Below are 25,722 nucleotides of genomic sequence, written 5' to 3'. Positions count from 1 at the left end.
ATAGCGCGCTCCAGACGACGGGAGGCAGTCTCGCGTATGTCGTTCCGCGGGTGACGCGAGACGGTTAGCACGCGGCAAAACCCGTCTTGCGGGGTGCAAGAGACGGGGCGCAAAAGACGCGATGCGCGATGCGGAGACCGGATCGCGTGGTGCAATGAGCGCGAAGCGCGATCCATTTGGCAAAGGACGGGAAATCGCCCCTGCAGGGCGATTTTCTACATTGAGTACAAGCCCTTATGGCCGACTCCACTTGCGTTGGGAGTCGGCGGGCTTGTACGAAGTTGGCAAGAAATAGGAACGTTAACTTCAAAATGCCCCGCCGTCGCAGACTGTCAGAGATCGAGCGATCGACCATCGCCCAAGACCGCCGGAACGGCGTCTCCGCGGCGTCGTTGGCCGCGCGCTACGATGTCAGCCTGAAGACGATCTACAATGTGGTGAACCACTGGGGTGAGCGTCAGACAGCGAACGGCAGCCGATCGCGGGTTGTGGGGATCCGAGTCTCGGACGACGACCTGCGCCGGTTCGACGCGGCGCTGTCGCGGCGCGGGATCGCGCACCGCTCGGATGCCATGCGTCGCCTGATGCTGGCAGCCGAAGGTGTCTTCCTGCCCGACGACGAGATGTGCGACGAGTTGCGCAGCCTTGGCGCCGCGCTCAACCGGGTCGGCAACAACGTGAACCAGATCGCGCGACGTCTGAACGAGGCCAAGGTGCGGGGCGAGAGACTGTCCTACCCGGCCTCAAGTCACCGTGACGTCCGCGCTCTTGCTGGTCTGGTCTTCGATCTGGCCGACCAGGTCCAGGAGATGTCGCGTGCGCGGCGCAGCCTGCTGGACCTTGAGATCAGCTCTGCCCTGGCGGGCCTCGCCGAGAGGGATGAGAATGGCGCGGAGTGACCGGGTCCGTGGCATCGACCCGGCGCTCTTTGACCGCGGCTGGAGCCGAGTTTCGGGATCCTGGCAGGGGCTTTCCAAGGGCGCGCAGATGGTTCGGGCCGCGCGCGGCTATTCGCCAGCGATCTTCAAGGCTATCTCGAAAGGGGGCTGCCACACCGGGGCGCAGCTACGGGCGCAGCTCACATATCTCACGACAAAGTCGACCCATATCCTCGACAGTCGCGGCACCCATGACGGGAAGAAGCAGCTCTCGGAAGCCGAGATCAACCGAGTGGCGCGGCGGTTCGAGAACCAGTGGAACGAGCGCTACAGCCCCAAACTTGGCCATACGTCGCATTTGCTGATGGCATTTCCGGTTGGAACGAGTGGCGACGAAGTGCGCGATATCACCCAGGCGGTCTGCGAAAAGTTCTTTCAAGGTGAGGGGTCGCAATTCGACTATATTGCTGCAATACACCAAGATCGCGCGCATCCACATGCGCATATCGTTCTGAACCGCCGCAGCAAGGATGGCGAAATGTTCTTTCTCGGGAAGGATCACCACTTCAACTACGACGCTTTTCGCGAGGCGATGGTCGAGGCGGCCCAAGTTCATGGGATCCGCCTTGAGGCGACGCGTCGTCTGGATCGCGGCGTCACGACCTACCGCGCCGAGATCGATGAAATCTACAAGGCTCGCGACGAAGGCCGTCCCCCTGTCGAGCGCCAGAGAACCGGCGCTGACCTGGCGGCCGCTCTGGAAACCGTCAGGCGCAACGCGTTGATCTATCGCGGGCTCGCGGCGGAGGCGTCACGTTCGAATTTCGAAGACGTGTCCGAGGCGCTCGAGAGGGCCAGCACCATCCTTGCCAGCGGCGGTCAGATTCAATCTGACGGAGCCATCTACATGTCCCAAGACGAAGCAGCGTTCGACACGCTTATCACCGAGTTTTCTCAGAACATTCGCCAGATCGAGGCGGCGATCGACAGGGCGCCGGCGGCCGAGAGGCCGGTGATCGAGCGCAAGCTGACCGACGTTCTGGCTTCGGTCGCGCATTTGAACCCGCTCGGGGATCGCTCCGCCGCCCTGGTCGATGCCCCATCCCGGGACGGCATCTATGCAAGGCCGAACTTAAGTGAAGAACACCTCGCGCGTCTTGACGATGGAGAGGTGGCACCAAAGCTGGCCGAGGCGTTGCAAGGCACGGGCATCGATGCCGAGGCTGTGGCCGCGCGCCTGCGGGAGGGGGCAGGCAATGCCGCATTGGAGCGCCAGTGGCTGGCACAGGATCTGCAGGGGATTGCCAAAGCAAGCGACCTCGATCTGGAGAAATCTGCGGACCGGGAAGAAGCGCTCGACCGGCTGGAAGCCGTGCATGTTCGGCTGGGCGATGTTTTGACCGATGTACGCGTCCTGCGCGCGCCAACCGAGGTCGACGAGGTGGATGACGCTGAGGCAGCGCTTGGTGAGCGGTTGACGACACCTGGGAGCGATCTGGCGCAAGATGGGTCCGACATCTTTGCCCCATCGGAGCGGCAGGCGTTCAGAGCGCTGGTGGCGCAGTTCCGCCGGTCGGATTTCGATCATCCGTTCTCCGACGACCCCTCTGTGCGGCGGGCAGGCGCCGTGGAGGTGGAAGAGGCCCGCGCCGCGTTCGACGCCTATGCGCAGAGATCTCCGCAGCATGCCGAATTGGCCTCGATGGCTTGGGAACAGATGACTGACAGTCGAATGCCGCCGCGATATGCGGTATCGGAGCAGGACCGCACGCTGCATGCTGGCGACATGGACCTCGCCTTGCGGGATCCTTCGGATCATCTCGGTCCGATTACCGAAGAGCTCCGCACCCTCGCTCGCTATCGCACGGAGATGCCGGAAGAAGAGTTCGGGCAGGCCGTCCAGGACGAAATCAATCACCTTCGTTCGCTCGGCGCGTCGCGTGCCTATATCAGTGAACGCAGTTTCGAGATCGAGGACCAGGCGCGACAAGACTACGCCGAGCGCCGGTACCTGGAAGAGACAGCGCCAACCGTCGTGGCCTTTGTGCGAAACGCCGACGTCGAGGGCCCGCTCTCCGAGTCAGAGCAGCGGGACATCGTCCGGCAGGTCAACGAACGGCTAAGCCCCGACGCAATCGACGCGCTGCGGGCCGGTAACGCGGACGTCCTGGACAAATTCACCGAGGATCCGCTGCGCCAGCTGGAACTCGCCAAGACCTATCTCCAGAGCAGCGAGGTCACGGCACACGGCCCGGCGATGGAGCGCGTTCTCGATGCATTGGCCGAAGAGCAGATCGAGGCGCAGCGCGCGCGCCACGCCGCGGCACATGGTGAGAAGGGGATCACCCATGGATAAAGGCAAGATTGCCCTCGGAGTGTTGAGTCTCGTGCTGGTCGGTCTCGCCATGGGCTATGTCGTGGCGACCGGCTTTGTCATGTTCCGCTATGGGCTTTCACCCACGCGTTTCGACGTCACCCTGCTTGCCCGCGAATATCGGGGTCTGTCTCAGTCTGCACCGAAAGACTTCCTCTGGGTGAACCTCATCCTGGGCGGCTTCGGCCTGGCATCGCTGATGCTGAGCGTCACGCTTCTGGGGGATGCATTGACCCGCTTCGGGACGACGCATTGGCAGACGCGCAGCGAGATGAAGAGGAACGGTTTCTTTGCCAAGCCCGGCGGCGGCTTCCTTCTGGGCAAGCTCGGCTCCCCGAAATCCAAGCGCCCGTTCCTAGTCTCAAAAACCTTCCCCCACGCGCTGATCGTGGCGCCTACAGGCCGGGGCAAGGGCGTGGGGTTCGTGATCCCGAACCTGCTGACCTACAAGGGCTCCGCCGTGGTGCTCGACGTGAAAGGCGAGAACTTCCGCGAGACCTCGCGCTTCCGCGCCAGCATGGGGGACAAGGTTTTCCGCTTCGCGCCGACCGACTGGGACCGACCGACACATCGCTATAATCCGCTGGCGCGCATTGCTGCCATGACCAACCCCGACCAGCAGCAGATGGAGCTTAAACTCACCGCGAAGCTCTTTCTGCAGACCGACAATGAAAAGCTGAGCGGGCTTTTGGCCGGTGGTATCGACCTCTTCGTGGCGGCCGGCCTTCTGGCCTTCGAGCGCGGCGTGCCGACCATCGGCGAGATCTATCGCATCACAGCCTCGGGGGGCGACAAGCAAAAGGAATATCTGAAGCGTTCACAGGAGGTGAAGAACAAGTCGGCCAAACTGATCTTCGAGCGTATGGCATCGACCAACAACGACACCCTCACTTCCTACCTCTCCCTCCTGATGACATCGGGTCTCGACACTTGGGACAACCGCGCGATTGACGCGGCCACCGCGACCTCTGACTTCTCATTCCGGGATATCCGCCGCCGCCCACATGCGATCTATCTCGTGGTCGAATCCGAGATGATCCGCCCGCTCGCCCCGCTGATCCGCCTCTTCTTTTCGGACCTGATTGCCTCGCTGCAAGCACAGGAACCCGGCGATGATGAGCCCTGGCCGGTGATGATCATGCTCGACGAGTTTGACCGGCTCGGGAAAATGCCAATCGTAGCCGAGAGCATCAAGACGCTGCGCTCCTTCGGCGGTAACCTCGCCATCGTGACCCAGACCATCCCCGCGCTGGACGAGATCTATGGTGAAAACACCCGCAGGTCGCTGCAGGGCGGCGCCGGGGTAAAGCTCTACCTCACCCCGTCCGAGCAGAAGACCATCGAGGAATTGAGCCAGGCTGTGGGCAAGACCACCAAGCGTGTGGTGACCCGCTCCCGCGCGGTTGGACGCAATCCATTCGAAGGGCGCAGCGTCTCGGAGAGGACAGAAGATACCCCGCTCCTGACCGAGGATGAGGCCCGACGCATGGACCTCGACGAGGTCATCCTCGTGATCGACGCGCAGATGCCGATCCGGGCAAGAAGGGTGAAGTATTTCGAGGACCCGGCGTTGAAGGTTCTGCACGCCTGTCAATCGGGGAGTTTCCCGTATCCGGACGAGGACGGGCTGCGGCGGGATCGGCAGATGTCTGAGACCCGGGAAACGGTGGAGAAGCTGAAGCAGGAATTGCAGGAGGTTCGGGCGGCTGCGGGACCGCGGGAAGTCGACCCGAATGCGCCTAACGCGGCGAAAACTGACCCTGTCAGCGCAGCGAAGGTTCGCGGCCGCGCGGCTCGTGCTGCTGCAAGCGGAGGTGGCCAGGGACAGCTGTCGCTCGATCTCGCAGGAATGGGTCTCAACCATGCAGGCAGATCAGAACTGGCAGCGGCAGTGCAAACGACGCGGGCGATCATTGAAGCGCATGGATGACTAATGGCCGCCGCCTCTCTGGCGGTATTATGCTGGCTCCCAGAGACGTGCACACGGATCGCACATCGCCGTCACAGGGCGTTGCGAAGTCGGTCCAATCTGCCAGAAAAATCCGAGGTTTCCCTGCAACAACGATTTGCTTGGCGACCGCAGGACGGGATGGACCCGATATCCAACCAACTCCACGTTAAGCTATTGTTTCTGAATCGCTTCCCAAAACGCTCCGCCCACCACTGACGTTGTGACCATGCCCCGCATCAGCTCTACTTGGAGCATCTAGTTTCCCTGTGACATGCTTTCTTGATAGTTCCGCTCGCGCTCTGGCCATGTGCTCTTGATGTAGGCTAGCACCGCGCGGATTTCCGCGTCGCTCAGAACGCCTCCGAACCCCGGCATGTCGCTCTTGTAGCCGCCGCCGACGATCGCGGCCGTGCCTTCCTTTACGATGCGGAACAACACATCGTCGGGATGGTGCCAGGTGTGACCGCTGGCGTCATGGGGAGGCGGCGGCAACCGGCCCGAGGGAAGCGGCGAGCGCCAATCAGGTTGGCCTTCGAGATCCGTTCCGTGGCATGCGGCGCATTGATCGGAATAGATCTGCCGTCCTTGCGAGACGACCTCTACCGAGGCGATACCGCTGGTTGAAGCAATGCGATAGTGCCAGCCCGCAATCACAATGCCGCCAGCGGTCACACCTGCCACCGCTATTCGGACGCCTCTTCTCAAGTGTTCGGTCCCGATCGCTTTAGTAATTTATCGCCTTCACGCTGAGGCCGAATCAGCCAGAGACGTATCGCCGGCGGCACTGGACATTTTTGCGAGCAATGTCTATCTTTCTGGCATGTTCGCCCGAGTCCTCTCCATGCTTGCCATAATCTCGATCGCCGTGGTTACGACGATCGGCGCAGCCCATGCTACGCGAATGGGCGGTATGCAGCTGGACCATACGGATCATCTTGGTGCGATGATGCACGCGTCCGGCGACGCTCATCCATCCTGTGACGGCAACCAGCATTGTGGAGCGACCGACGCCTCCATTTGCGAGTTTGTTTGTACAGGTCTGTCGGTTTTCCTGGCGATGCCGGGGGTGGAGACCGGACACGCCTTCGAGCCCGCGGACCACGACTCTCCCGCCGGGGCCGTCCACGTCAGCCATATGCCAGGACTGAACGAACGACCTCCCAAGCTCCGTCTCCTCTGATAGCGCCCGGGCCGACGCCCGCGGCGTCCCCATAGGCATTTTTGTACGGGACGGAATGTCCCGAGGAGACGACCATGAACACCCTTTCACGACGCGGTTTTCTTGCCGCAAGCGCGGCCGCCGTTGCAGTTGCGCACATGCCCCGGTTTGCCCTTGCGCAAACCCCTGACTCACTTCGCCTAGCCGCGGCCACGCGCACGCTCGACATCGACGGACGCGCGGCTTCGGTCTTCGGCCTTGCCGGTTCCGGCGGCCAGGGACTGGTGCTCGATCCCGGACAGCGGTTCCGGGTCGATCTGACCAACGATCTCGACATCGGCACGATCATACACTGGCATGGGCAGATCCCGCCCAACGCGCAGGACGGCGTGCCCGACATGCCGATGCCCCTGCTCGCGCCGGGCGAGACCCGATCCTACGACTTCGAGGCGCGGCCCGGCACGCACTGGATGCACAGCCATGTGCCAACCCAGGAGATGCAGCTGCTCGCCGCGCCGCTGATCGTGCGCTCGGCCGAGGATGTCGCCGCCGACCGGCAGGAGGTCGTGATGTTCCTGCACGACTTCTCGTTCAAGTCCCCGGAAGAGGTTCTGGCCGAGATAAGCGGCGGTCACGCGGGCGGCGGCCACGGCGCACACGCGCATCACGGCGGTGCTCAACCCATGCAGGGGACGCCCATGGGCGGCATGGGCGCCATGCCGGGCATGGATCACGGCGCAATGGGCGGCATGCCAATGGACCAGATGCCGGGTATGGGCGGGATGATGGGCATGGGCGGCCAGATGGGCGGCATGGCCATGGACCTGAACGACTACGACTGGGACGCCTATCTCGCCAACGATCGCACGCTATCTGACCCCGACGTGGTGCAGGTCGAGCGCGGCGGTCGCATCCGGCTCCGCGTCATCAACGCCGCGGCGGCCACGGTGTTCTGGATCGATACCGGGGCGGCCGGGGCGCGCCTCGTCGCGGCGGACGGTCACGCGGTGCAGCCGCTTTCCGGCAACCGTTTCGGGCTCGCCATGGGACAGAGGCTCGATCTCGAGATCGACCTGCCGAACGAAAACGGAGCCTGGCCGATCCTCGCGCTGCGCGAGGGGGCGAGGGAGCGCACCGGTCTGATCCTCGCCACGCCCGGTGCCGAGGTGCGGCGCGTCGATGCCGTGGCGGAGGCTGAAGCGCCCGCGTTCGACACCGATCTTGCGCAGGAAGCACGGCTGATCGCGGTGGACGCCCTGCCGGAGCGCCCCGTGGATCGCAGCCAGATGCTGATGCTGGGCGGCTCGATGCAGCCCTATGTCTGGACGATCAACGGCGCCGTCTGGGGCCAGCACCAGCCGGTCACGGCGCGCAGAGGCGAGCGGGTTGTGCTCTCCTTTCACAACATGTCGATGATGGGGCACCCGATGCATCTGCACGGCCACGTGTTCCAGGTCGTCGGGTTGAACGGACGCCGCGTGGCAGGCGCCTTGCGCGACACGGTCTACGTGCCGCCGATGTCGATGGTGGACTTGGCGCTGGACGCGGGCGAAGCCGCGCGCTGGATGCTCCATTGCCATCACATGCCGCACCTGGCGACCGGCATGATGACCGAGTTCGCGGTATCGGCTTCGGTCTGACCGCAGGCGGGGCGTTCGCTTCGAGCGCCCCGACGTCCCGATCGCTGCGGTTTCGCTCCACCACCTTCTCGCGAGATCCGCAGAGACGGGCCTCTCGCAGCCCGGAAAACAGGAGGACGACATGATGAACTGGAACGACATGGGCACCGGTATGGGTTGGGGTATGGGGTTTGGCTGGCTGTTCGGCCTGCTGATCCTTGTGCTGCTGGTTTTGGCCATAGCAGCGCTGATCAAGTATCTTCGGAAATAGGAGAAAGGATTTCGCGATGACCTACACGATCAATCGCATGATCCCCGACGCAAGTATCGACGACGTCGACGCTCGGGCACGAAAGGCGCTGGCGGATCACGGTTTTGGCGTTCTGACCGAGATCGACGTCAAGGCGACTATGAAAAAGAAGCTCGACGTCGACATGCCGGCCTATCGCATCCTCGGCGCCTGTAACCCGAAGATGGCCTGGCAGGCCATCGGGATCGAGCCGCGGGTGGGCGCAATGCTGCCCTGCAACGTCATCCTGCGGGAGGTCGAGGGCGGCGTGGAGGTCGGCGCCATCGACCCGGTCGCGTCCATGCAGGCCATCGAGAACGCCGAGCTGCACGCTGTTGCAGGCCAGGTCCGCGACCTGCTGGCGAAGGCCGTCGCGGCGGTTTGAGATGAGCCTACGCGCCGGCATTCTCACTGGTCTGGCGATCCTCGGGATCGTCCTGCTCGGGGTGTGGTTCATCGCGCCTTCGGCCCTTGCCGAGGTCCGGGACTGGTTCGAGCCCGAGCGACTGGAGGCGCTGGTCGCGCGCGCGGGTCTCTGGGGGCCGATGCTGGTCGTCACGCTCATGACAATCGCGGTCGTGGCCAGCCCGATCCCGAGCGCACCGATCGCGCTGGCGGCGGGTGCGGCCTACGGACATGTCTGGGGCACGGTTCAGGTCGTGATCGGCGCCGAGCTTGGCGCGTTGATCGCCTTCGGCCTTGCGCGGGTTCTGGGGCACGACGTGGTCCGCCGCGTCTTCGGGGACAGGATCGATGCCGGGCTTCTGGGGTCCCAGACCGCCCTGACGGCGACGGTGTTCGCCAGCCGTCTCATGCCCTTCGTGTCCTTCGACATGATCAGCTACGCCGCCGGGCTCAGCCGCCTGCATGCCTGGCGCTTCGCACTGGCGACACTGGCCGGCATCATCCCGGCGAGCTTCCTGCTGGCGCATTTCGGCGGCGAGGCGGTGAGCGGTGACCTTGGCCGGGCCACATGGGCGGTCCTCGGTCTCGGCCTCGTGACCGGGCTGCCGCTGATCTGGGCCGCGACGCGAGGGAAGGCAGAAAGGAAGAAGTGATGGCCCAGCAGTATCAGAAGAACAGCCTGTCGCTCTTCGACACAGTGGCAATGGGAACCGGCGTGATGATCGGAGCGGGCATTCTCGCACTGACCGGGCAGATTGCAGAACTTGCGGGTCCCTTGTTCCCCCTTGCCTTCGTCGCTGGCGCCGTGGTGACGGGATTCAGCGCCTATACCTACGTCAAGATGTCCAACGCCTGGCCGTCTGCGGGCGGGATCGGGATGATCCTGACCAAGGCCTACGGTCCGACGACGGTCGCGGCCGGTGCCGCGCTGCTGATGGCGCTGTCGATGGTCATCAACGAAAGCCTCGTGGCGCGGACATTTGCGACCTACCTCCTGCGGGGGCTCGATCTGAAGCCCGAGGGCTGGCTGGTCCCTGCCATCGGCGTGGGCCTCATCGTCTTCGCCTACCTCGTGAATGCGGCAGGCAACCGCTCCGTGGGTCTTCTGTCGCAGCTCATGGCGGTCCTCAAGGTGGGCGGCATCGCGGCCTTCGGCATTGCCGCGCTCTGGGCCGGCGGCTTCTCTTTCGAGGCGGCGGAAGGCGCGGATGGCGGTGCGGTTGCGGGCTTCCTTGCCTCGGTGGCGCTCGCGATCCTGGCCTTCAAGGGCTTCACGACGATCACCAACAGCGGCGCCGAGGTCACCGACCCGCACCGCAACGTCGGGCGAGCGATCATCATATCCATCGCGATCTGTGTCGTCGTCTACCTTCTCGTCGCCTTCGCCGTCGGCGCCAGCCTGCCGCTCGATCGGATCGTGGCGGCAAAGGACTACGCGCTCGCCGAAGCGGCCGAGCCCGCCCTCGGGCGGATCGGCTTCTACCTGACAGTCGCGCTCGCACTGGTCGCGACCGCCTCGGGCGTGATCGCCAGCATCTTCGCTGTGTCGCGGATGCTGGCCATGCTGACCGACATGAAGCTGATCCCGCACAGCCATTTCGGTATGCCGGGCACGATCCGCGACCATACGCTCGTCTATACGGTGGTGATCGCCAGCGCGCTGACGATCTTCTTCGACCTCAGCCGGATCGCCTCGCTTGGCGCCTTTTTCTACCTCGTGATGGACATCCTGATCCACTGGGGTGTCTGGCGGACTCTGCGGGAGGAGATCGGCACGCATGGATGGGTCCTGCTGACGGCGATCGGACTGGACGCGGTGGTCCTTGCGGCCTTCGCCGCGCTCAAATGGCAGAGCGACCCGCTGATCGTCGTCATCGCGATCGCCGGCATGACCGCCGTTTTCCTGTTCGAGCGCATCTTCCTCGCGCTCAACCCGCCATCGCACGAACCGGCGCATGGCAGCCACCATTCCGCACAAGAAGAAAGACACGAGCCCACCTCTTGACCTTCCAACGACTGGAGGCCGCACACCGGGACAGAAAGGACATCAATCCATGGCCAACCATCATCACCATCACGCTACCTCCGACACCAAAACCGGCGCAAAGACCGCGACCGACCCAGTCTGCGGGATGCAGGTCGAGATCAAGGAGGGCGCGCGGACGCGCGACTACGGCGGCGAGACGTTCCACTTCTGCTCCGCCGGGTGCCAGGAGAAGTTCGACGCCGATCCGTACTTCTACGCCTCCGGCAACGCGAAGAAGGCCGGACAGAAGGCCCAGCCCGGCACGCAATACACCTGCCCGATGCACCCCGAGATCGTGCGTGACGAGCCGGGGAGCTGCCCGATCTGCGGCATGGCGCTGGAACCCATGGTGCCTTCGGACGAACCGAGTCACGAGCTCGTCGATTTCACGCGACGCATGTGGATCTCGGCGGCGGCGGCGGTGCCGCTCATCATCATCACCATGGGCGAACTCGTCGGGCTAGACGTGCGTGGGTGGATGGGGCACCGCCTCTCGGTCTATGCTGAGTTCGTGCTGGCGACCCCGGTGATCCTCTGGGCCGCGCTGCCGTTCTTCCGGCGCGGGATCGACTCGATCCGCAATGTCTCGCCGAACATGTGGACGCTGATCTCGCTCGGCGTCGGCGCGGCCTATCTCTACTCGCTGGTCGCGACCTTCGCGCCGGGCGTGTTCCCGGTCGAATACCGGATGGGCCACGGCGTCGGTACGTACTACGAGGCGGCCGTTGTCATCGTGGCGCTTATCTTCGTCGGTCAGGTGCTGGAGCTACGCGCGCGGGAGCGGACGGGCGACGCGATCCGCGCGCTTCTGGACCTCGCGCCCAAGACCGCGCGGCGCATTTTGGCAGACGGGTCGGAATACGACGCACCGCTCGAGAACATCGTCGAGGGCGACCTTCTGAGGGTCCGGCCCGGAGACAGCGTGCCGGTGGACGGCGAGGTGGTCGAGGGCCGGTCGTCGGTCGACGAGAGCATGATCACGGGCGAACCGGTCCCGGTGGAGAAAGTCGAGGGCGACCGCGTCACCGGCGGCACGATCAACAAGAACGGCACGCTGGCGGTGCGCGCGACGCAGGTGGGCGCTGACACGGTGCTGTCGCAGATCGTAGAGATGGTCGCCGGGGCGCGGCGGTCGCGGGCGCCGATCCAGGGACTCGCGGACAAGGTCTCCTCGGTTTTCGTGCCGACCGTCGTTGTGATAGCCATCATCGCCTTCGGCGTCTGGCTCTGGGCCGGGCCCGAACCGGCGCTGGCCTTCGCGATCGCCTCGGCCGTTTCGGTCCTGATCATCGCCTGCCCCTGCGCACTGGGGCTCGCCACGCCGATCTCCATCACCACGGCCGCCGGCCGGGGCGCGCAGGCGGGCGTCTTGATCAAGGATGCCGAGGCGCTGGAACGCATGGCGCGGGTCGATACGGTGATCGTCGACAAGACCGGCACGTTGACCGAGGGCAAGCCGCGACTGACCGATGTGGTGGCGCTTCATGGCGACGAGGCGGAGGTACTCGGCCTTGCCGCTGCGCTCGAGCGCGGGTCGGAGCATCCGCTCGCCGAAGCGATCGTGGCCGGGGCGAAGGACCGCAGCCTGTCGCTCGAGACTGCGGAGGACTTCGAGGCGGTCACCGGCAAAGGGGTCCACGGCACTGTCGGGGGACGCAGGGTCGCGCTCGGCAATGCGGCGATGATGACCGATCTCGGGCTGTCGACGGACGAGGCCGAGGCAGAGGCCGACACGCTGCGCGCGGACGGCAAGACAGCGATGTTCGTCGCCGTGGATGGCACGCTCGCCGGGATCGTCGCCGTGGCGGACCCGATCAAGGAGACGACCGAAGCGGCGATCCGCGATCTGCACGCGCTGGGTCTCACCGTCATCATGGCCACCGGCGACAACCGGCGAACGGCCGAGGCGGTGGCCTCAAAGCTCGGCATCGACGAGGTCCGCGCCGGCGTCCTGCCGGAGGACAAGCAGAAGCTGGTCGAGGAACTGCGCGCCAAGGGCAAGTCGGTCGCCATGGCCGGTGATGGCGTGAACGACGCTCCTGCGCTCGCGGCCGCGGACGTCGGCATCGCCATGAGCACCGGCGCCGACGTGGCCGTGGAAAGTGCCGGGATCACGCTCATGCGCGGCGATCTCGTGGGGCTTGTCCGCGCGCGGAAACTGGCCGTCGCGACGCTCAGGAACATCAAGCAGAACCTGTTCTTCGCCTTCGTCTACAACGCCGCAGGCGTGCCCGTCGCCGCGGGGGTGCTCTATCCCCTGACCGGCCTCCTGCTCTCGCCGATGATCGCGGCGGCGGCGATGAGCCTCTCGTCGGTCTCGGTCATCACCAATGCGCTGCGGCTCAGGCGGATCGACCTCTGAGCGCACCTGACTTCAACCCATGGAGAACGACATGACACAAGACACCCTCACCCGACGCGGCCTGCTGATCGGCAGCGCGGCCCTTCTTGCAGGGCTCCCCCAACTGTCGCTGGCGCAATCCGGAGGACCGTCGATACACGTCCTGAAGGACCCGAATTGCGGCTGCTGCTCGGCCTGGATCGAGATCCTGGAGGGTGATGGCTTCACCGTCACGACCGAGGCGAGCATGGGCACGATGCTGATGCGCTACAAGTCCGACAATGGCATCCCGCAAGAGATGGTCTCCTGTCACACCGGCCAAGTCGAGGGCTACATGATCGAGGGCCATGTGCCGGCCGCTGATATCCGGCGGCTGCTGGCCGAGCGTCCCAGCGCCGTGGGTCTGGCCGTTCCGGGCATGCCCTACGGTTCCCCCGGCATGGGGCCGGAGAGCGAACGCGAGGCTTACGACGTGTTCCTCATCCTTCATGACGGCAGCACCGAGGTGTACACGCGCTACGAGGCAGCAGGTCTCTAGCTGGATCATCAGCCGTTGCTCAGTCGCGCTGTGCTTCACCGCCCCAGCCTTTTCGCCCTCTCGGCCATCCTGACCACCTGCGCGCTTGCCGTTGCCGCGGCGCTCCGCACAGCGGCAGGCATCTGCACCGCGCCTCGCCCGATCACTTCGCCTGTCGTGAGCGCACCGATCCGCGCCCGGCCCTTCACGCCGTCGGTATTGAAGACCCCCCGCATGATCCCGGCCGATCCCGCAACGACGGCGGGCGCGGCCGCAACCATCAGGTTGCCCGAAATCCCCCGCACGATCAGGGGTGTTGCTGCCACAAACCCCTTGGCCAAGAAAACCATGACGAAGAACGGCACGAGCGATCCGATGTTGGTTGCCGAGTTCGGATCACCGAGCTGCGCGAGAAGCGAATTCGCCATGCCGACGACGGTCGAGAACATGGCGGCGATGACGATGGGGTAGAAGGCGTAGCTGATCGTCGTCGAGACCCACCTGTGGAAGAAATCCTTGGTCGCATCGAAGAGCGACAACGCGATCATGATCGGGGCAAGGCCCAGCATCAGCGTCAGCATCATCTTGGCAAAGATGAGGACGATGCCGGTCATGAAGCCAAGGAGGCTCAAGAGCACAAGGCCGATGCCGCCGAGGATCGCTCCGGTCATCCAGTTCAAGTTGTTGCCGATCGCGTTCAGGTATTGGCTGAACTCCGTGATCAGCCGATCGAATTCGCCCGCGAAGTAGGTGGCACCTGCCCCGCCGCCGCCCACCGAAGAGATCAGGGCCCCGGCAACATAGTCGAGCCCGCCGATCACGGCATTGGCGACCGTGTTGAAGTTGGCCCAGTTGAAGGCGAAGAGCCCTATCAACATCAGCTTGATCAGGTACCAGAAGAAACTGGCCCCATCCATGCTGCGGAACTGGAAGGCCATGTTGATGCAGACGCCGATCAGCGAGAGCGTGACCATCAGCAGGACGATCGTGCCGGTATTGCTCGCCACAGCCCCGAACTGGGACTCGGCGGCATCGGCAAGGAAGCCGTCGGCGGTTCCGACCATCCAGCTGACGATGCTCATTACCAGTTGCCTTGCGCTTCGCAGATATCCTGGACGTCGCGGGCGATCTGGTTCTGTTCGTTGCGGAGGGCCAATTGGGCCTGAGTGTGCTCCGCTTGCGTGCTTGTCGCGAACCGTTCCTCGTACTCGGCGGAGGCAGCATCCCATGACGGGAAGCGGACATCACAGCCGCAGTCGCTAGTTGCCTTGATCGCCTCCCAGGACCGCAACTCGTAGAGCCGCATCAACGTCAGCGCCTTGTAGGCCTCGCGCGGGTGGACTTCATCCATCCAGGTCGGGCGAGCGGGCCGGTCGTTGCAGATCCGGTACTGCTGGGGCGCGATGGTCACGGTGAGATCGTTCGTGACCTGGGGAGAGGTCTGGGCCGCGAGCGGCGCGGCCAGCAGGGCGGCAACTGCGGCGAGGGTGATTTTGCGCATGGGGGTTTCCTTTCGGGTCATTCGGCGGCAACCGCCGGGCGCTTGGTGCCCTCGGTTCCGGCCGTGTTCGTGTCTGGATGTCTCACCTGCCCCGGCAGGAAGAACTCGGTGATTCCGCGCGCGCCTTCATGGCGGCCGGCCTGGATGATCACGTCGATCGAGCCTTCGATGTAATCGATCATGTCGGCATAGGTCATCGGCACATCGGTTTTCAGGGCGGCGATGGCGAGGCGGCGAACAGCAAGTTGTGGGGTCTCGGCATGCAGCGTAGTCAGCGATCCACCGTGGCCGGTGTTGATTGCCTCGAGAAACGTCATCGCCTCGCGCCCGCGGACTTCGCCCAGGACGATCCGGTCGGGTCGCATGCGAAGCGTTGAGGCCAAGAGCACATCTGCACTGCGGGCATCCGTGTCCCGGTCCACGATCAACGTCACGGCATTGGGCTGCTCGGGGCGCAGCTCGGCCGCCTCCTCGATGGTGATGATCCGCTCTTCGGGCGGGATGAGCGAAAGGATCTTGCGCGCCGCGACCGTCTTGCCGGTCGATGTACCGCCCGAAACGATCATGTTGAGCTTGTTCTCGACGCAGAAGCGCAGCGCGGCGTCGATGTCGCCGGAGGCAACCACATCGCGCAGCGCGGCGTTTCGTTCGCGCCGCAGACCTTCGAGGCTGCGCTCCTTTCCATAGAGGAAGCCGAGCCGGATTGCCTCCAGCGGCAGGGAGGAGAAGAAGCGCAACGATATTGAAAACCCGCCCTCGACTGCCGGTGGCTGGATCACCTGCGCGCGGATCGGGCGATCTCGATATAGGATCGAGACCGAGACAATGGGCTTCTTCGTGCTGAGCGTCGTCGAGGCGGCCGAGGCGATCTGGTTGCCGAGGTCCTTGATCTCGGTCTGGCTCAGCGGGCTGCCGAGACCTCGCATGAAGTGATCGCCCTGGAATTCGCCCCAGACTTGTCCGTCGGGATTGATGCAGATCTCGATCGTGTCGTCGCGCAGGACCTCGGGGCCGAAACGGTCGAGCGACGCTTCCAGATAACTTGCAGCCATGTCAGAAAATCTCGAGGTCACGATCAACCATGACCGTGATCCGTGTACCCTGATCGACATGTATCACTGGCCGGATCGCCAGATAGTCCTGCATCACGCTTTGCGTGCTATCGCGCAGGTCGGTGCCGACATCACTCGCAACATCGGCCGCCGCCTCGCTGTCGATTTGACCCGCTGCAGCCGCAGGCAAGGCGCCGATCAAGGAGATCAGCGCGGCGGAGCCGAAGCGTTGCGCGAAACGGGTGTCGACAAACCCGGTGGTGCCAGTACGGCCGAGTTCGTCTCCACCGAAGGCGCTGATCTGCACGGTCTGATTATCGGGCAAGATGATCCGATCCCATGCCACCATGACGCGCGATTGGGCAAGTGCGACATCAGAGCGGTAGCGCCCGATCAGCCGCGCGCCGCGCGGGATCAGGATACGCGTTCCATCGAAAGAATGGACGTCTTCCGAGACGATGGCGCGGATCGCGCCGGGCAGTGTGCTGTCGAGGGCCGTCTCTGTCACAGCCTGAATCATGGTGCCCTGAACAACCGTGTTCGATGGGTTCGCGATCACTTCGGCACGTGTCACCTGTGCTGGTTGCGCGCCCGAACGAACAAAGGCTTCATCTGCATTCAGACGCGCGGCTTCCAGCGTATTCTCCCTATCCGCACCCGCGCCCATCCCGGAGAACGCGATCATAGGAGACGCGATGCGCTCTGCGCGGGCCTCAGCTTCGGCTGCGCGCCGCCTTTCGAGTTCGGCCAGCCGCAATTCTTCTTCACTTGGTCCCAATGAGGTCGGCTCTGGTGGTGCAAGCCGTGCAAGTTCCAAGTCCATGCGGAGCTGATCCAATTCGCGATCCCGCTCTGTCAGCTGCCGCTCGAGGGTACGCTGCGCCTCGGCGGATGCTTGCTGTAAGGTGGCAATTTGCGCCGTCAGGTCCGCAATCGCCTGCTCCGCCCCGCTATCCGCGGCCTCGGCCGGTCTTGCGCGCAGTTCCTCGAGTTCCGCTCTCAATGTCGCAAGACTTTCCATCAGCGCGAGTTCCGACTCGCTCGGACCTGTGTCCGCAGGCGGGGCTTGGCTGGGCTCCGGGGCAGAAATCGGCGCCAGATCTCCGAATCCGGGGCCGCTGCTCTGGAACTCTTCCGGCGCGGCGGTCGCCATTGGCGCTTCTGCCGACGGCTGCAGGGCAGCCCACGCCAGACCACCTGCTGCCGCGATGCCGACGACTCCAAGGATCGCGGCAAGCGGCGCAGGCCGCTTGTTGGCCTTCGCTTTGCCTGTCGAACCTTCGAGAGCCGCGAGGCGCGCGGCGAGGTTTTCCGTACCTTCGGTCATGATGTGGCCTGCCCTGCGTCCTGGACGCAAACCACATCTTCGCCAAGGCGAAGGACCCATTGTCGGTTGACGCCAGACACGCGGATGACGCCGTCACTTGAGGTGTGGCTGTTCACCGCGCGTTCCCTGCCGTTCGAATATCGGAAGATGGCGGGCACCGGTGCATTCCGTGCGAACCGGAAATACGTGAAGGTACCATCATCCCAGATGGCCGTCGGCGTGAACTCTTCTCGGGCACTGACCGCATAGTTCGCGTTCGGCGCATCGGCCGCAACCGCCCTAGTGGGTTGCACGCGGTTTTCAGGATAGCGGAACTGCACGACATAATGCGGCGTCTCCCGGGCTTCGACGACATGGAAGTAGTAGGAGCGGCGGTTGGTGTAGACGGTGATGTTGGTGGCGACGCCAGATGCTGTCGGCTTGATGGCGAAGGCACGGCCACCCGGGACACCGTCGAATTGAAACCCGACCGTATCGCCGGCGATGATCGAGCGGATGGTTTCACCCTCACCGAATTCGACTGTGGTGACGCGGGTCAGAGTCGTGACGACACGGTAAACCTGGCCTTCAGTCCAGGTCGCGACGCGCACGCGATTGTCATGAGAACCTGGACGGGGCGTAGTTTCGGCCAAAGCAGTCGTTCCCGCGAACGCGAGAATACTGGCGGCCAGCAGCGCAGAGATTGGAGTGCTAGTCATTCGGAACGGTCCGATCGGATGGCATATTGGGTAACGGTGAAGCCGAAAGGGTTTTGCCAAACATCGTCGATCGCGCGGGTCCGCTCGGGCCGGAATTCGAACATCAACGTGGCAGTGAACGATCCATCCTGTACCCCTTGCGGGCTTGTCAGGCGCTTTCTGAGCCGCACCTGGGCGCGGTTATCGCCAATAAGGGTGATCGATGCGATCTCAACGGCCATCTCGGCCGCAGCCCCGTAACGCGTCGGCGGATAGCTGTCCTGCCCCGATGTCCACATCGCGCGCATGTTGGCTTCGGCCGATCCGGAGGACTGTGCGAGGACACGGCGGACGCGAAGATCGTTGTCGAGCTGGTTGTAGGTTTCGCGGTCGAGAATGTAGCGGTAGATTTGCGCTTCGATCACGGCAGGCCGTTCGGCGAGCGACACGGTTTCAACCGTGGCATTGGGGAGCGCCATCCCGGTCGCGGGATCGTAGGGGACAACCACGGGAGGCGGCGTCTCGACCATCAGCGCGACAGCCGCAGCCGTCAAACAGCCGAATACGCCAAAGCCTGCCCCGGAAATGCCGATCATCCGCCAAAGCTGTTCCCGGCGCAGGGCACCGTAGACAAGTTCCTCTTCCACGAGCTCGCGCGCAGTCATCACCCCTGCCCCACTCATGGCTCAAGATCCGGCAAGGTGAAGTCCATGTAGCGGCGTTCTTCGGCAACGGTGGCGGCGTCAACCACGCCTGCATTGCCTGCGCCTAGGGTTTGGATCGCTTCCAGCTCCCACATCCGGGTCATGGCGATGGCGAGTTCCGCCGTGACGCGTGTGTTATGATCCATCGAGGCTTTGAGATCCTCCATGTCGGGGATCATCTCGACCAGACGTTCCACCCGTTCGAGAGACTGCTCCGCCTCTGCGTGGCTGTTCTGCGCCGCCGCCGACATCACAGCACCTGTGGTTGCCCGCGTGGCCACGCCTTCGGCGCCCGGATTGCCGCTGGTGGCGATCTCGCGGAGTGAATCCTCGTCGAACCCGGCGCTTGCCAGCGCCTGTTCCATCTGCGTGCGCATGGGCCCGGCATTGGGCCCGATGAGCGCGCTCCAATCGCCCGCCTGGATGCCTCGGATCAGGCCGGGGATGTCTTCGAAGTTGGCCTCAAGCAAGGTGTCGAGGTCCCCGCCCATGGCAAGCCCGAGGATGCTGCGCGGCCCGGTGAGCGAGGCATACATCTCGTTCAGCTGATCGAGCTGGCTTTGCAGCATGTCCAGTTGCTCCAACGCATTGTCCAGAAGATCGGTCTGGATCCCGAAATCCTGCAGCATCTGTTGGAGCTGGCGGATTTCCTGAGCTATGTTCTGCGTGTCCACCGTGGGCACACCCTGTGCCGCGGCAGGTCCGGTGACATTGAGGGCAAGCGCGAGAGCGATGCTACCGGCGAAAAGGGAACGGGGCAGGCGCAGGTTCAACGCAAATCCTCCTGACTGAAATCCATGAATTGCCGCTCGGCAGCCTGGGCTGCCGCCAAGGCGATCTGCTCGGCGCTGAGTGGCTCGGTTCGGGCGGCCTTGATCCGGGTCCGGATTGCGACCAGCCGGGCCAGTTCGGCCCGGGCATAGGTGTTGAGCGCGATGGCTTCGTGGAGATCCTCGGTCTCACCGATGCGGGTGATGATGTCCTGAACCCGCAGGGCGGCGGCACGGACCGAGACCAGCGAATAATCGCCATAGACCCCTGCGCCATGGGCCGAGAGGCTGAAACTCGCGTTGGCGAGGTGTACAGGGTCGATGGTGCCGAGCGCATCGATGCCGCCTACGGCCGCGAGGTAGCTGTTGTACTGCTGCGGGATCACCACGACATAAGCTTGGGTTTCCGCGAAGGGCGGCACACCGCCATAATCCTGCACATTGCCCGGACCGGCGTTATAGGCGGCGAGCGCATGGATGATGTTGCCGTCGAACATGTTCAGCATTTGTGCGAGGTATCGCGCACCGCCGGTGACCTGCAGATAGGGATCGTCGTAATAGGCCGGGTAGATCCGGAGATCGCCCGCGGTACCGGGCATGATCTGGGTAAGTCCGAAGGCCCCCACGGGTGAGCGTGCCCCGATCTGGAAACGGCTTTCCTGCCAGATCAGCGCCTGCAAGAGACAGCGCCATTGCACGAGCGAAAGACCTGCGCGGCCGACCCCGGACAGACTATGGGTGTCGCGTGCTGCGCGGATGATCAGCTCCTCGATCCCTTCCCTGGCATCGCCGAACATCCGCGCTGCCGCTGGATTGGTGTCCTCGGGCGCATAAAGACTGGCGGCCGCGCTTTCGACGTCGTCAATCGCCCCCTGCCCCGCCTCGAGCCCCGCCACGGTTCCGGCCACGTCTCCAGCGCCAAGCGACATGGCATCCATCAGCCCTTCGAGGGAGGCGAGTTGCTGGCGCTCGATCTCGGCCAGTTCCTCCTCGCGGCTTAGCCGGTCCTGCTGCAGTGCCAGGTCCCGATCGGTCTGCTCAAGGATGGCCTGCCGCTCTGCGAAGAGGCGCAGATCGAAGGTCGGCACGCCTTGGGCGACCGCTGGCCCCGCCGTGGGACCTGCCAGTGCAAAGCCGATCATCGAGAGAGGAAGCCAGGTCCGCATTGGCTCAGCTGCCCGCCCCCAAGAGGACGAAATCGCAGGCCGTGTCGCGGCGCGTGACCTCCGCCCCCATGGTCGAGATCGTGGCGGTGGCGGTCCCTGCCTGCGCAGGAGCCTCGCGAAAATTGAAGCAGTTGGCCTCTGCGGGGTTATGCTGCGCACAGGCTGTCAGGGTCAGGCCGAGCCCGAGCAGCACGACGCTGCGAATGATGGTACGGGTCATGTCACTCTCCAGAAATCAGGACGTTCGCGATAATCGGCGCCGACAAGCGCTTCGCCCTTCTCCATTCCGCCAAGGATGGTCACGAGCGGGCCGAGCGCGCTGAGATCGGCATCGATCACGACGGAACCACGGTCGTCGCGTACAAGCGCGAGCCGCGAGGCCGAGCCGACGCCCAGAAGCACGTCGAGCTCTTTCTCGGTCAGGCCGAGCATCGCGTAGTCAGCGGCGGAAGCACGAATGTTGGGCAGGAGCACCTGGGTCGGCACCGCTTCCACGATGGTCTTGCCGGTGCGCGTGCGCTCGAGCTGGCTGGCATATTGCGTCATCATCACGACGACGGCGTTCTGCTTGCGGGCTGTCACCAGCCAGTTGCTAAGCCGCTCCGCAAAATAGGCGTTGTCGAGGGCTTTCCATGCCTCGTCGATGACGATGATGGTGGGCTTGCGGTCCTCGATCACCCGCTCGACCCGGCGGAAGAGGTAGGACAGGACCGCCATGCGTTCCCGCTCGCTCTCGGAATCGAGGATGCCGGTGAGGTCAAAGCCCGCGACGTCTCCATCGATGCTGAAACTGTCCTCGGCATTGGCCCCGAAGATCCAGCCGTAGCGACCCTCGGCCGTCCATTCCTGCATACGCTCGAAGAGATCGCCCTCGTCATCGGTCGAGACCAGCAGCGAGGCGAAATCCGACCAGTTTCGTAGGCCCGCATGTCCTGCGCTCGCGTTCTGGCGCACGACTTCCTGCAATCGGTTGGTCTGAACCGGGGTTAGCGGTCGATCGCGCCGCTCCAAGAGGCTCGCGAGCCAATCAGCAAGCCATGCCTGGCCCCGCACGTCGATCTCGGTCTGGAGCGGATTGAGGCCCGTGGGGCGCCCCGCCCGCACGGTCGAATAGCTGCCGCCGAGCGCGCGGACGGCCATCTCCATGCCCGCGCGATAGTCGAATACGAAGACTCGCGCACCTGCCCGCCGTGCCATGGTCATCAGGAAAGCCGCCAGGACGGATTTGCCGGAGCCGGGACGGCCGAGGATCAGCGTGTGGCCTCCCGTGGGCTCGCGATCCGGCGCGCCCTGTTCGTGGAAGTTGAAGCGAAAACCACTGCGCTCGGGCGTCGGGAAGAGTGTGATGGGCACGCCCCACGGCACTTCTTTGCCAGTCTTGCCGAGCGGGGTGCGGTGAAAGGCGGCGAGATCGGTGAAGTTGTGGTTTGTGATCGCTGCCTTGCGGCTTCGCGCCCCGGTATTGCCGGGATGCTGCGCCATGAAATGCGCCCGCGCCCCGAAGGCTTCCGAGATCAGGTTGATCCCGGAAGTGGCGGAGATGTTGCGGATTTCGGCCGCGATGTCGTCAAGCGCCGTCTGGGTGCGGGCATAGACGGCCACGGTCATGTGGTGCTCGCCGAAGATCAGGCGTTTGGATTCCAGATCGTCCTGCGCGAGTTCCAGTTCCTGGGCGAGACTGACGGCTCCGTCATTGGCGGCCTGCATTAGCCGCAGCTGCCGCTTGATCCGGCCCGCCATGATGTTGGCGTTGATCGGCACAAAAGAGTGCGTGACCACCATGTCGACGGGCAGATTCAACTCGTCGAGCATCAGGCTATCGGTCTTGGCGGGGTAGTTCTTCACCGCAAAGATCGCCCCGTGCTTGTCGCCGACGGCACCGTCCGAGAGTGCGATGGTCGTGCCGCGGAAGGTGACGCGGGTATTGGCTACGTCCTCGGCGATCACACCGAGGCGCGACCGGGGGAAGAGCGGGTGCTCCTCGCCCGTGTTGAGTGAACCGAGGAAGCCCAGAAGCTCGCCGGTGCTTGCGGCCAGCAGGCGGGGCTTCAGCTCATCGAAGGAGGACAGCAGAAACCCCACAACCTCGTCGAGCTTGCGCAAGCGGCGGGTGGTGTCGGCCGCATGTCGCGAGCGAGACGCCCCAAGTCCGAATGGCAAGCGGCTGCCGGTCTCAGGTCGCTTCAGCACCGTCAGGGTCAGCGTCTTGTCGCGCAAACCCGCGCGGCCGAGATGCGCGTGCCATCGTTTGTCGACGGCGGCCGCAAACCCTTCGCCCGGAACGGGCGGCAGGGTCACGTCGACCGCTTTCGAGACCTTGTGCAAGTAGAATGAGAACTCGGTCCCGACCTGCGCCACGATGCCAGCCAGCAACCCTCCGATCCGGTCGAGATGCCCGTCCTCGCTCGTGGTGCTGTTCACCCCCTCGAGCCGGATGCATTGCATCAGCTCGTTGCCGCGTGTCCGGATCGTTCGGTCGTTCACGAGGCTCACATAAGGCAGCATCATTGAGAGCCGCTTCTCGCCCTTGACCCATGAGGGTAGCGCAGTCAGCGGATCGATGGCGTTCTCAACCTCATCGGCAAGTCCATCACGGGGCATAGCTGTCGCCTCCGTGCAGCTTGCGGTTCGTCGTGGGCGGGGTTTCCTGCAGGGTGATCACCAGGACATCGAGGAAGTTCGGATCCCAGTCTGCGGCCTTCCAGAGCGCCGGCCAGGCCAACCCCGCGAACACAGCCACCACCCAGCTCTGCACCCAGAGGAACAGGAGCGTCGAGCCGAAGAGCCAGACCATGGCGTACATGATCGGCAAGCCCATCAGCTTGGGTGGCCTGAGAAGACCGATGAATACGCGGGACTGGTCAGCCATGGATGGAGCTCAGGTGGTCCAGATGGCGGCGACGATGGTGGGTGCTGCGGCGATGCCGGCGATTGCAACCACGACCCAGAGCGCCTGACGAAAGTCGAGGATGCCAAAGAGCCAGGAAAGGAACACCCCGATCAGCGCGAGCGTGCCAATCACGATCCCCAAGGGACCGGTGATCGCATCGACAATGCCTTGAAGCAGGGTCTGTACCGGCGAGAGGTCGATGCTCTGCGCGAGCGCTGGACCTGCCAGCACGATAAGGGCCATCGCGCCGAACGCGGTGATCGCCCGCGTGCGGAGCACGCTTTGACGTTTCCTCGATGTCATGAAAGATCTCCTCTGAGCCGCTCAAACACGGCAGTCACACGGGCCACGTGCCCTTGGGTTTCTCGAAAAGGGGGGATGCCGCCGTGGCGTGTGACCGCCTCAGGGCCAGCGTTGTACGCTGCAAGGGCCAGAGAGCCCTCGCCGAACTGGTCGAGCATCATCAGCAAGTAGCGGGCTGATCCGTCGAGGTTCTGCGCAATGTTATGTGGGTCCACGCCGAGGTCGCGGGCGGTATCCGGCATGAGCTGGCCAAGGCCTATGGCACCGACAGGGCTACGTGCAGCCGGATTGTATGCGCTCTCGACTTCGATATTGGCCCGGTAAAGGAGCGCCCAATCAGTGACTGAAAGCCCTGCGCGACGCAGTGCACCATGCCCGGCATACCGCAGAGCCGTGGTCTCGATAGCATGGAGGATTTCTGGGGTGGCGCGGGCGGCGGATCGAGCCGGGATCGCTGTCTCGCTCGTTGCGTCAGGAACGCGAGGTTCTGCGAAGAGAAAAAGGCGCTCGTTTGCTTCTTGAGAAGAGGAAATCAATTGGCCGTCTGGGCCAACCGAAAAGATAAAACCGTCGGCCAGGGCCGGGGGCGCGGAACAAACGCCTGTACCCAAAGCAACGACGAGCGCAGTCGCGCGGTCAGCTGCCTTTGACCGGAGGCGCGGCGTGGCGTTCGCGGCCACCTTCTTCAAGTGGGATGCTAGCGGTCGTACAGCCCATGTCGGCCAGGAAGCTGACAAGACCAACGATGGTTTTGAAGTCGCGGAGCTTGAGGACGCTTCGGCTGGTGACGAGCATTTTATCGTCACGCCCATCAGTGGCGACGGCGCGGATGACCCACGAGCCGTACCAGCTGTTATGGCGCTTCTCTGCTCTCTCCTTGCAGACCACCTCAATGAGGTAGCCCTCGGCGAGCAAGCCGCGCAGTCCGTCTTCTGTAACCACATTCGGGGCTTCTTCTATCATGGCCTTCCCTTGGGTCCTTCTTCTGCCTGGGTGCAGTCTCGGGCCCACGGGGTCGCAACACCGTGGGCGATACAAGACAACATTAATGATAGCAAGACAATAATAACGTGTTGACGAAGTTCGCCTTGCTCCGATAACGGTGATAGCCGACAGAATGATAATCTTAAAGGCGGCAAAGGAGTTTTGCCCTGCGCTTGTTTATTGCGCGCAACGCACCGTTGCTGTTTGCGTTCCTGCTTGGAAGCATGCCGGTAGCTGCGGCTGCGGATTGCGTACCTCCCGAGCGACCGTTCTTGCCCCAGTCGCAAGAAGACATGCGTGTCTACGCCGATCTGTTGCGTTCTGATTTTGAGGGCTACATCGTCGACATCCAGGAATACTTCCGATGCCTTGATGCCGAGCGTCAACGCGCGTTTCAGGAGGCACGCGAGGTCAGTGAAGACTATGGAAGACTGGTCGAGCTATTAGAATGAGGAAACGCAAGGGCTCAACCGCCGTCGAGATCCTCGTAGTAGACGAGCGCGGGCATGTTGCGGCGCTGGTGCACGATGCGCAGGATGACTGCCGCGCCATCAGCCGCATCGAGCCGCTTGTAGAAGATCACATGACGCTGGCAATTGACGGACCGCATCCCCGGGACAAAGAGACTCCTGTCCCGGCCCACGTCGGGATCCCCGGTGATCCGCTCGAAGGCGGTGACCAACTGGCGGTAATAGACGAGCCATTGGTCCCTGCCCCAGGTCTCGACGGTGTAGGCACGGATCTCTTCAAGGTCGGACCTGGCCCGACCGGAAAGTCGAATAGTCATGC

Annotated in this window: 27 protein-coding genes; 11 read left to right on the top strand and 16 right to left on the bottom strand. The window is 63.9% G+C overall.

Annotated features, from left to right (window positions below):
• The first annotated feature begins 311 nt into the window (after positions 1–311).
• From mobC to PARN5_RS0121065, 3 genes are read left to right on the top strand one after another with little or no spacing between them, the layout of a single operon-like run.
• Positions 312–899, top strand: a complete 588-nt coding sequence (gene mobC / locus PARN5_RS0121075; protein ID WP_018001753.1) for a plasmid mobilization relaxosome protein MobC — start codon at positions 312–314, stop codon at positions 897–899.
• Entirely contained in the window at positions 886–3,234 is a 2,349-nt protein-coding gene (locus PARN5_RS0121070; protein ID WP_018001752.1) for a relaxase/mobilization nuclease domain-containing protein, read from the top strand. Before mobC ends, PARN5_RS0121070 begins: the two co-directional genes overlap by 14 nt.
• Positions 3,227–5,182: a type IV secretory system conjugative DNA transfer family protein gene (locus PARN5_RS0121065; RefSeq protein WP_018001751.1), complete on the top strand. Its 1,956-nt coding sequence runs from the start codon at positions 3,227–3,229 to the stop codon at positions 5,180–5,182. The genes PARN5_RS0121070 and PARN5_RS0121065 overlap by 8 nt, the downstream gene beginning before the upstream one ends.
• Positions 5,183–5,458: 276 nt before the next feature.
• Here the strand turns inward: PARN5_RS0121065 and PARN5_RS23060 are convergent, their stop codons facing one another.
• A complete protein-coding gene (locus tag PARN5_RS23060; RefSeq protein WP_232419510.1) occupies positions 5,459–5,833 on the bottom strand; it encodes a cytochrome c in 375 nt (124 codons plus the stop codon).
• 624 nt (positions 5,834–6,457) lie between these two features.
• Here PARN5_RS23060 and PARN5_RS0121050 point away from each other — a divergent pair.
• The 7 genes from PARN5_RS0121050 to PARN5_RS0121020 all read left to right on the top strand — a co-directional run bounded on the left by PARN5_RS0121050 (position 6,458) and on the right by PARN5_RS0121020 (position 13,580).
• Positions 6,458–8,002 (top strand): multicopper oxidase domain-containing protein, encoded by a 1,545-nt coding sequence (locus tag PARN5_RS0121050; protein ID WP_026155642.1) that lies wholly within the window; start codon positions 6,458–6,460, stop codon positions 8,000–8,002.
• Positions 8,003–8,123: 121 nt separating this feature from the next.
• On the top strand, positions 8,124–8,252 hold the full coding sequence (locus tag PARN5_RS25185) for a hypothetical protein (protein ID WP_018001747.1): 129 nt from the start codon (positions 8,124–8,126) through the stop codon (positions 8,250–8,252).
• A 16-nt stretch (positions 8,253–8,268) separates the two neighbouring features.
• Positions 8,269–8,655, top strand: a complete 387-nt coding sequence (locus tag PARN5_RS0121040; protein WP_018001746.1) for a DUF302 domain-containing protein — start codon at positions 8,269–8,271, stop codon at positions 8,653–8,655.
• 1 nt (position 8,656) lies between these two features.
• Complete coding sequence (locus PARN5_RS0121035) at positions 8,657–9,328, top strand: VTT domain-containing protein (RefSeq protein WP_018001745.1); 672 nt, start codon at positions 8,657–8,659, stop codon at positions 9,326–9,328.
• Entirely contained in the window at positions 9,328–10,680 is a 1,353-nt protein-coding gene (locus PARN5_RS0121030; protein WP_018001744.1) for an APC family permease, read from the top strand. The genes PARN5_RS0121035 and PARN5_RS0121030 overlap by 1 nt, the downstream gene beginning before the upstream one ends.
• A gap of 49 nt (positions 10,681–10,729) precedes the next feature.
• Positions 10,730–13,063 carry a heavy metal translocating P-type ATPase gene (locus PARN5_RS0121025; protein WP_018001743.1) on the top strand — a complete coding sequence of 778 codons (2,334 nt, stop codon included), beginning with the start codon at positions 10,730–10,732 and terminating at the stop codon, positions 13,061–13,063.
• 31 nt (positions 13,064–13,094) lie between these two features.
• On the top strand, positions 13,095–13,580 hold the full coding sequence (locus PARN5_RS0121020; protein ID WP_036745186.1) for a DUF411 domain-containing protein: 486 nt from the start codon (positions 13,095–13,097) through the stop codon (positions 13,578–13,580).
• A 35-nt stretch (positions 13,581–13,615) separates the two neighbouring features.
• Here PARN5_RS0121020 and PARN5_RS0121015 read toward each other — a convergent pair whose 3' ends face one another.
• The 14 genes from PARN5_RS0121015 to PARN5_RS0120950 are packed head-to-tail and all read right to left on the bottom strand — an operon-like array spanning position 13,616 to position 24,912.
• Positions 13,616–14,641: a type IV secretion system protein gene (locus tag PARN5_RS0121015; protein WP_018001741.1), complete on the bottom strand. Its 1,026-nt coding sequence runs from the start codon at positions 14,639–14,641 to the stop codon at positions 13,616–13,618.
• Positions 14,641–15,060 carry a hypothetical protein gene (locus tag PARN5_RS0121010; RefSeq protein ID WP_018001740.1) on the bottom strand — a complete coding sequence of 140 codons (420 nt, stop codon included), beginning with the start codon at positions 15,058–15,060 and terminating at the stop codon, positions 14,641–14,643. Before PARN5_RS0121010 ends, PARN5_RS0121015 begins: the two co-directional genes overlap by 1 nt.
• Before the next feature lie 17 nt (positions 15,061–15,077).
• Positions 15,078–16,112: an ATPase, T2SS/T4P/T4SS family gene (locus tag PARN5_RS0121005; protein WP_018001739.1), complete on the bottom strand. Its 1,035-nt coding sequence runs from the start codon at positions 16,110–16,112 to the stop codon at positions 15,078–15,080.
• A gap of 1 nt (position 16,113) precedes the next feature.
• Entirely contained in the window at positions 16,114–17,439 is a 1,326-nt protein-coding gene (locus tag PARN5_RS0121000) for a TrbI/VirB10 family protein (protein ID WP_026155641.1), read from the bottom strand.
• Positions 17,436–18,137: a TrbG/VirB9 family P-type conjugative transfer protein gene (locus PARN5_RS0120995; RefSeq protein ID WP_026155640.1), complete on the bottom strand. Its 702-nt coding sequence runs from the start codon at positions 18,135–18,137 to the stop codon at positions 17,436–17,438. The genes PARN5_RS0121000 and PARN5_RS0120995 overlap by 4 nt, the downstream gene beginning before the upstream one ends.
• Complete coding sequence (locus PARN5_RS0120990) at positions 18,134–18,781, bottom strand: type IV secretion system protein (protein ID WP_008336086.1); 648 nt, start codon at positions 18,779–18,781, stop codon at positions 18,134–18,136. Before PARN5_RS0120990 ends, PARN5_RS0120995 begins: the two co-directional genes overlap by 4 nt.
• 14 nt (positions 18,782–18,795) lie before the next feature.
• Positions 18,796–19,593: a type IV secretion system protein gene (locus PARN5_RS0120985; RefSeq protein ID WP_008336087.1), complete on the bottom strand. Its 798-nt coding sequence runs from the start codon at positions 19,591–19,593 to the stop codon at positions 18,796–18,798.
• Complete coding sequence (locus tag PARN5_RS0120980; RefSeq protein WP_026155638.1) at positions 19,590–20,756, bottom strand: lytic transglycosylase domain-containing protein; 1,167 nt, start codon at positions 20,754–20,756, stop codon at positions 19,590–19,592. The genes PARN5_RS0120985 and PARN5_RS0120980 overlap by 4 nt, the downstream gene beginning before the upstream one ends.
• Before the next feature lie 4 nt (positions 20,757–20,760).
• On the bottom strand, positions 20,761–20,976 hold the full coding sequence (locus tag PARN5_RS0120975; protein ID WP_018001735.1) for a hypothetical protein: 216 nt from the start codon (positions 20,974–20,976) through the stop codon (positions 20,761–20,763).
• Entirely contained in the window at positions 20,973–23,357 is a 2,385-nt protein-coding gene (locus PARN5_RS0120970) for a type IV secretion system protein B4 (RefSeq protein WP_026155637.1), read from the bottom strand. The genes PARN5_RS0120975 and PARN5_RS0120970 overlap by 4 nt, the downstream gene beginning before the upstream one ends.
• A complete protein-coding gene (locus PARN5_RS0120965; protein WP_009574151.1) occupies positions 23,347–23,625 on the bottom strand; it encodes a VirB3 family type IV secretion system protein in 279 nt (92 codons plus the stop codon). Before PARN5_RS0120965 ends, PARN5_RS0120970 begins: the two co-directional genes overlap by 11 nt.
• 9 nt (positions 23,626–23,634) lie before the next feature.
• The gene (locus tag PARN5_RS0120960) at positions 23,635–23,949 is read right to left on the bottom strand and encodes a TrbC/VirB2 family protein (protein ID WP_009574150.1); all 315 of its coding nucleotides are present in this window, start codon (positions 23,947–23,949) and stop codon (positions 23,635–23,637) included.
• Positions 23,946–24,629 (bottom strand): lytic transglycosylase domain-containing protein, encoded by a 684-nt coding sequence (locus tag PARN5_RS23770; protein ID WP_026155636.1) that lies wholly within the window; start codon positions 24,627–24,629, stop codon positions 23,946–23,948. Before PARN5_RS23770 ends, PARN5_RS0120960 begins: the two co-directional genes overlap by 4 nt.
• Complete coding sequence (locus PARN5_RS0120950; RefSeq protein WP_010138156.1) at positions 24,586–24,912, bottom strand: hypothetical protein; 327 nt, start codon at positions 24,910–24,912, stop codon at positions 24,586–24,588. Before PARN5_RS0120950 ends, PARN5_RS23770 begins: the two co-directional genes overlap by 44 nt.
• A 245-nt stretch (positions 24,913–25,157) precedes the next feature.
• On the opposite strand from PARN5_RS0120950, the gene PARN5_RS0120945 reads away from it, so the two are divergent.
• Positions 25,158–25,385 (top strand): hypothetical protein, encoded by a 228-nt coding sequence (locus PARN5_RS0120945; RefSeq protein WP_026155635.1) that lies wholly within the window; start codon positions 25,158–25,160, stop codon positions 25,383–25,385.
• 14 nt (positions 25,386–25,399) lie between these two features.
• On the opposite strand, the gene PARN5_RS0120940 is transcribed toward PARN5_RS0120945, so the two are convergent.
• Positions 25,400–25,720, bottom strand: a complete 321-nt coding sequence (locus PARN5_RS0120940) for a type II toxin-antitoxin system RelE/ParE family toxin (RefSeq protein WP_018001729.1) — start codon at positions 25,718–25,720, stop codon at positions 25,400–25,402.
• Positions 25,721–25,722: the final 2 nt, after the last annotated feature.

The sequence above is a fragment of the Paracoccus sp. N5 genome (assembly GCF_000371965.1).
Taxonomy (GTDB): Bacteria; Pseudomonadota; Alphaproteobacteria; order Rhodobacterales; family Rhodobacteraceae; genus Paracoccus.
This window is presented reverse-complemented; position numbering and strand designations above follow the sequence as displayed.